Origin of the sequence: Pantoea cypripedii, from assembly GCF_011395035.1 — a bacterium.
In the GTDB taxonomy this organism is placed as follows: Bacteria; Pseudomonadota; Gammaproteobacteria; order Enterobacterales; family Enterobacteriaceae; genus Pantoea; species Pantoea cypripedii_A.
This window is the reverse complement of sequence record NZ_CP024770.1, coordinates 1,291,203-1,297,287: the sequence shown is the minus strand read 5'-3', so window position 1 is coordinate 1,297,287 and position 6,085 is coordinate 1,291,203. Positions and strand designations below refer to the sequence as shown.

Sequence of the window (6,085 nt, the reverse complement as noted above, 5' to 3'; positions counted from 1 at the left end):
GACCCGATAGGGTTAGCGGGGGGAGAAAACCTTTACGCTTATGCACCAAACCCTCTGACGTGGATCGACCCGCTGGGGTTGAATAAGGGGCTGGTTACCTATTGGCCGCCAAATAATGGGGCTTTTGGCTCGGAGAAAGTTACTATTCTGGAGCCTGGTCACGTAATTGATCGTTATGGTTATCCCGGCGGTAAATATACTTCACCAGTAGGAACTCCATATTCAATGCGGGCACTTCCGCCAGGAACAGACTCTAAACCATATACTATCTATGAAGTCAGGAAGCCTATTCCTAATGTTCTGGAAAGTAAGATCGCGCCATGGTTTGGAGAGATGGGGATGGGAACGCAGTATTTATTACCTGACTCAGTTAAGTCACTTACTGACTCAGGGCATCTGGTTGAAGTCAGACGAAGGAGACAGTGTGGTTAAGTCAGAGCTGATTATTAAGCTGAATGCGATGAATATACCAAAGGATAGTTATACTATTGATGAAATATCTAACGAGTCATTATGTTTTATATACGAAAATATGATGTGGAAAATATTTTACAGTGAAAGAGGCCAGAGAACTGAAGAGCGTTACTACTCAAATGAAGACGATGCTTGCCAGGCCTTTTTACAAAGACTGACTCATATGTTGGGTATTTAAATAAAGCCGGAAGCGATCTGAATGATCCTTCCGGCTTTTTTATTAGCCGCCCGCCGTCAGGGTAAGACAGCCCGCCTCCACCCGGACGGTGACCGCCTGTCCGGTCTCAAACCCCGCCTCGGCCAGCCACCTGCCCGCGATGCTGAGCTGCGGCGTGCTGCGGTCACCGCCCTTTGGGCGGTAGCCCACAATGCAGCGCCGTTCCGTTTTGGAAATCTTCCCTTCTGGCTTACCATCGTGTCCAGCCATGATAACTACCTCGCTTAGTTGCCGTGGTGAGCGGTGGCGGAGGGGTGCAACCCTCGGTCACCGCGCTAAAACAGGCTCAGCCCAGCAGGCGCTTTGCCTGATGCTTCAGTATCATCGCGTCAAGTATCGACGTGATCGACTTCTGTTCGTCCTCATCCATCTGCTTCACCGCCTCAAACTTCAGCTTCAGCTCGTCCTGCGGTTCGCGCTCGCCTTCCTCAAATATCAGCCAGTCGGCGGAGACGTTAAAGGTCACGGCGATGCGCTTGAGAATATCCAGAGAGGGCTGGGTCTCGCCGGACTCATAGCGGCGGACCTGGGTTAAATGTATCCCGACCTTATCGGCCATCTGCGGCTGGGTCAGTCCGTGCTGCTTACGCAGCAGAAGAAAACGGGCGGAGAAGCTCATCCAGAATGTTCCCTGAGTAATCGTGATGACCTCCATTATCCCCTCCTGTTCTGAACGGACTTGACTGAGTGTTCTGTATGGAGCATATAATAATATCCATACAGGACATTGACAAGGTTTTAAAAGGGGCAGTTCTATGGCGCGCATCGCAGAAACGGAGTTGCAGCATCTGAAACAGGCGGTGCCCCTGGCGGGCTTGGCGCAGGCGCAGGGGCGGCAGCTGTTCAGGCGGGGTAAGGACCTGGTGACGCTGTGCCCGTTCCACGATGAAAAGACGCCGTCCTGCGTTATCACCCCGGCGAAAAACCTGTTCCACTGCTTCGGCTGCGGCGCGGGCGGCTCGGTGCTGGACTGGCTGATGAAAACCGAGGGGCTGAGCCTGCGTAAGGCGGCGGAGCGGCTGCGTGCGGAACTGGGTGAGAACCCCGCCGTGGTGCCGCTGGTGACGCAGGACGAGCCGGACATGCTCGCGGAGGACGGGGCGGGCCGCCAGGCGCTGCTTGAGCGGGTGGTGAACTTCTACCATCACACGCTGCTGAACGCGCCGGAAGCCATCGCCTACCTGGAAAAGCGCCGCCTGAACCATCCTGAGTTAGTCGCGCAGTTCCGGTTAGGCTTCGCCAGCCGCACGCTGGGCTACCGCCTGCCGGAGAAAAAGCTGAAGGCGGGTGAACAGGTCCGGGCGCGGCTTCAGCGGCTCGGCATCCTGCGCGACTCGGGGCACGAACACTTCGCCGGTTCGCTGGTCGTGCCGGTTGTGGATGTGAACGGCCAGGTGCTGGAGATGTACGGGCGCAAAATCACCGACCGGCTGCGCAAAGGCACGCCGCTGCACCTGTACCTGCCCGGCGCGCATCAGGGGGTGTGGAACGGGCAGGCGCTGGTCAGTTCGCCGGTGGTGGTGCTGTGCGAATCGCTGATCGATGCGATGTCGTTCTGGGTGGCGGGCTGCCGCCACGTCACGGCGGCGTACGGCGTGAACGGCTTCACCCCGGACCACCGGCGGGCCTTCACGGCGCACGGCATCCGGCAGGTGCTTATCGCCTTCGACAATGACGCGGCGGGCAACGATGCGGCGGTGAGGCTGGCGGCGGAGCTGGCCGCGATGCAGATAGCCGCCTTCCGGGTGGTGTTCCCGCCGGGCATGGATGCGAACGGGTATCTGTGCCAGGTGGCGGAGCCGGAGCGGGCGTTCGGTCTGCTGACGGAGTCGGCGCAGCCGATGGGTGAGGCGGTGAGCGTGCCGCCGTCCGCGATGCCGGAACCGGCTCCCGCCTCAGCCGCGCCAGCGGAGCCGGGCGTGGTGGTGGAGCACGGCGGGGCGGGTGAGGTGACCGTCAGCCTGGGGTCGCAGCAGTGGCGGGTGCGGGGGCTGGCGCAGGTGAAACCGGGCGCGGCGGTGATGAAGGTCAGCGTGCAGCTGTCGGACCGGGAAAGCGGTACGGTGTTCGCGGACGGTCTGGACCTGATGAGCGCGCGCTCGCGTGCGGGCTGGGCGCGGATGGCGGCGGCGGAGACCGGGCTGGCGGAAAGCGACGTCAGGCGCGGGCTGGGCCGGGTGTGGCTGGCGCTGGACACCCTCCCGGCGCAGCCGGAGCCGGGCAGCGACGCGCCGGAGATGACGGAGGCGGAGCGGGCGGATGCGCTGGCGCTGCTGCGTGACCCGGACCTGGCCGGGCGCATCACGGCGGACCTGGCGGCGTGCGGGGTGGTGGGTGAATCCGGCAACCTGTTCGCGGCCTATCTGGCGGCCACGTCGCGCAGGCTGGAGCGGCCGCTGGCGGTGCTTATCCAGTCGTCGTCGGCGGCGGGCAAGTCCAGCCTGATGGAGGCGGTGCTGGGGCTGATGCCGGAGGAGGAACGGATGCAGTACAGCGCGATGACCGGGCAGAGCCTGTTCTATCTCGGCGAGACGAACCTGCAACATAAAATCCTGGCGATAGCGGAAGAAGAAGGGGTGCGGCAGGCGGCGTATGCGCTGAAGCTGTTGCAGAGCGACGGCGAGCTGACCATCGCCAGCACCGGCAAGGACGAGGCGACCGGCAACCTGGTGACAAAGCAGTACCGGGTGAAAGGCCCGGTGATGCTGATGCTGACCACCACGGCCATCGACGTGGACGAGGAGCTGCTGAACCGCTGCCTGGTGCTGACGGTGAACGAGTCGCGGGAGCAGACCGAAGCCATCCACGCGATGCAGCGCCACGCGCAGACGCTGGCAGGGCTGCTGATGCGCAGCGAAAAAACGCACGTCACGCGGCGGCATCAGCACGCGCAGCGGCTGCTGAGACCGCTGAAGGTGGTGAACCCGTTCGCCAGTCAGTTAACGTTCATGTCTGACAAAACGCGCACCCGGCGCGACCACATGAAGTACCTGACGCTTATCCAGGCGGTGACGCTGCTGCACCAGTACCAGCGGGAGGTGAAAACCGCTGAGCATCGCGGGGAGGTGCTGGAGTATATCGAGGTGACGCGGGAGGACATCGTGCTGGCGAACCGGCTGGCGCATGAGGTGCTGGGGCGGACGCTGGACGAGATGCCGCCGCAGACGCGCAGGCTGCTGATGCTGATACAGGCGTGGGTGGCGCAGAGCGGGCAGCCGCGGCGGGAGAGGCTGTTCACGCGTAAACAGCTGCGCGACGCGGTGCGGTGGGGCGACACCCAGCTGAAGGTGCATCTGGCGCGGCTGGCTGAGCTGGAGTACCTGCTGCTGCACCGGCGCGGGCTGACGTTCGTGTACGAGCTGCTGTTCGACGGTGATGATGGCGGCGGTGCGCACCTGTGCGGGCTTATCGACCCGCAGTACGATGCCGCCCGGCCGGGGTCAGGCGGCGGGCAGGCGGCCCCCGGCCGGGGCGCGGACGGCGGGCGGCCGGGTGAGGAAAACCCGGCGCAGGGCGCACCGCCGCAGGGCTGAGCAGACAGGCGGCCGGGGCAGCGGCAGACGCGCGGTTCCGGCCTTAAGAGAAACATCACATCACAGACGCAGGATGCCGCATCATGACCAAACCCCTTCCGCCATCGCCGGAAAGCCTGTACCTCAGCCGCCAGACCCGGACGCTGCGCCAGCAGGCGGACGAGTGGCTGATGCATCTTGCCGCCACGGGACACAGCCCGCGCACGACGGAGGGCTACCGCGAGCGGCTGCTGCCGTTCGTGGCGTGGTGCGAAGCGCGCAGCATCCGATACGCGGCGCAGGTGAGCCTGGCGGCGCTGGAAGCGTACCAGCGGTGGCTGTGCGGCTACCGGCGGGCGGACGGCAGAGGGCTGACGGCGGGCGGACAGCACGCCAGGCTGTCGTCCATCAGGATGCTGTTCCGCTGGCTGCTGAAGCGCCACGTCATCCTCTACAACCCGGCCGACCAGCTGACGCTGCCGAAAGCGGACAGGCCGCTTCCGGCGCAGGTGCTCAGCGAGGCGGAGACGTTGCAGGTGTTGCAGAGCCCGGATGCGGGTACGCCGCTGGGCCTGCGCAACCGGGCGATACTGGAGCTGTTCTGGAGCACGGGGATACGGCGTGCGGAGCTGGCCGGGCTGCGGTTAAGCGACGTGGACGCGGCGCGCGGCGCGGTGTACGTGCGTAACGGCAAGGGGGGAAAGGCGCGGGTGGTGCCGGTGGGTCAGCGTGCGCTGGCGTGGCTGGCGCGTTACCTCGACACGGTGCGGCCGCGCCTGACGCAGCGTTATGACAGCGGGCACCTGTTCGTGAGCCAGCGCGGAACGGGGCTGAAGCCGGGGACGCTGACGTGGCTGGCGGGAAAGAGCCTGCGCGGGCGGGGCAGCGTGGACAGGCCCGGTGCGTGCCACCTGTTCCGGCACAGCATGGCGACGCAGATGCTGGAGAACGGGGCGGACACGCGGCACATCCAGGCCATCCTGGGTCATGAGAAGCTGGAGACGACGCAGGTGTACACGCGGGTGGCCATCGGTCATCTGCAAAAGGTACATGAGAAAACGCATCCGGCAGAGCGTAAGCGAACGCGGCGGAAAAAGGCGGACGGCCCGGAGCAGTAGCCCGCAGCCCGTGAGGCCGCCGGGCGCGGCGCACGGCAGAGCGCGCCTTCCGTGGCGCGATCTGCCCGTCATCAGGTGCCGTGCGTGCGGGGGTAAACGGCCGACCGGCCGTTCACCATAACGCGGGGGGATTACACGCAGTCGTCCCGCCCGGCGTCATTGTCTGGCCCGCCCCTGCTGCGCGGGCCGTCTTCGTGCAATCCGCGTTATGGCTGGCGCCCCCGCAGGCGGCAGCGGGTGTGCCGCCCTCCCTGGCGGTTCGCTGCCGGTGCGGCCGGTATGAAAAAGCAAAAGGGAAGTCGGCCTGACGGCCTCCGCTGAAAGGCGTTATGCCCGCCCGCTGCGTCTGGCTGCGTCGGCGGGCACTGCGTTGCCCGTTCCCGCCGCCGCCAGTCTCCGCCCCCGCCCCGGTCCGGGGTGGTCATGCAAAACCGTCATCCCTTCCACCGCCGGAGAATCCGGGCGCCGCAGGCGTCGCCAGCGGGCTCTGTGCCGCCCGCACCCGCAGAACCCGTGCCCGGCGCACAGCAAGCTGCACGCCGTGCACGGGTTGCCGGTCAGAGGCTGGCGGGTAATATGAAGGGGTGCAGACGGCGACGGTCACGGCGGGGCGGTAGCGCGCGGGGCTAAAATGCGCGTCGGGTCATCGTGTTAATGGGCAGCTGAAAGCGGGAAAAGCTGGCTGAGAAAAAGCAATGACATCAGCAGGTTAACTGCATTAAAAAGTACGATGGCACCGGAATCGTCCCTATGACCCGATAGGG

General features: G+C 64.6%; 5 protein-coding genes and 1 pseudogene. 4 read left to right on the top strand and 2 right to left on the bottom strand.

All coding sequences use genetic code 11. The annotated features are described in order from the left end of the window. Positions 1-432: glycohydrolase toxin TNT-related protein (locus CUN67_RS29360; protein ID WP_208719148.1), on the top strand; the 432-nt coding region annotated here is incomplete at its 5' end. Next, complete coding sequence (locus CUN67_RS29355; protein WP_254711459.1) at positions 425-652, top strand: hypothetical protein; 228 nt, start codon at positions 425-427, stop codon at positions 650-652. The genes CUN67_RS29360 and CUN67_RS29355, both read left to right, overlap by 8 nt. Positions 653-709: 57 nt before the next feature. On the opposite strand, the pseudogene CUN67_RS29350 reads toward CUN67_RS29355, so the two are convergent. Then, a pseudogene (locus CUN67_RS29350) lies at positions 710-901 on the bottom strand (SymE family type I addiction module toxin); the annotation flags it as partial. A 76-nt stretch (positions 902-977) separates the two neighbouring features. Further along, positions 978-1,310 (bottom strand): helix-turn-helix domain-containing protein, encoded by a 333-nt coding sequence (locus CUN67_RS29345; protein ID WP_208719610.1) that lies wholly within the window; start codon positions 1,308-1,310, stop codon positions 978-980. Between the two features lie 136 nt (positions 1,311-1,446). Here CUN67_RS29345 and CUN67_RS29340 point away from each other — a divergent pair, with 136 nt between their 5' ends. Continuing rightward, positions 1,447-4,224 (top strand): DNA primase, encoded by a 2,778-nt coding sequence (locus CUN67_RS29340; RefSeq protein ID WP_208719143.1) that lies wholly within the window; start codon positions 1,447-1,449, stop codon positions 4,222-4,224. Positions 4,225-4,307: 83 nt separating this feature from the next. Then, the gene (gene xerC, locus CUN67_RS29335; RefSeq protein ID WP_208719142.1) at positions 4,308-5,321 is read left to right on the top strand and encodes a site-specific tyrosine recombinase XerC; all 1,014 of its coding nucleotides are present in this window, start codon (positions 4,308-4,310) and stop codon (positions 5,319-5,321) included. The last annotated feature ends 764 nt before the right edge of the window (positions 5,322-6,085 follow it).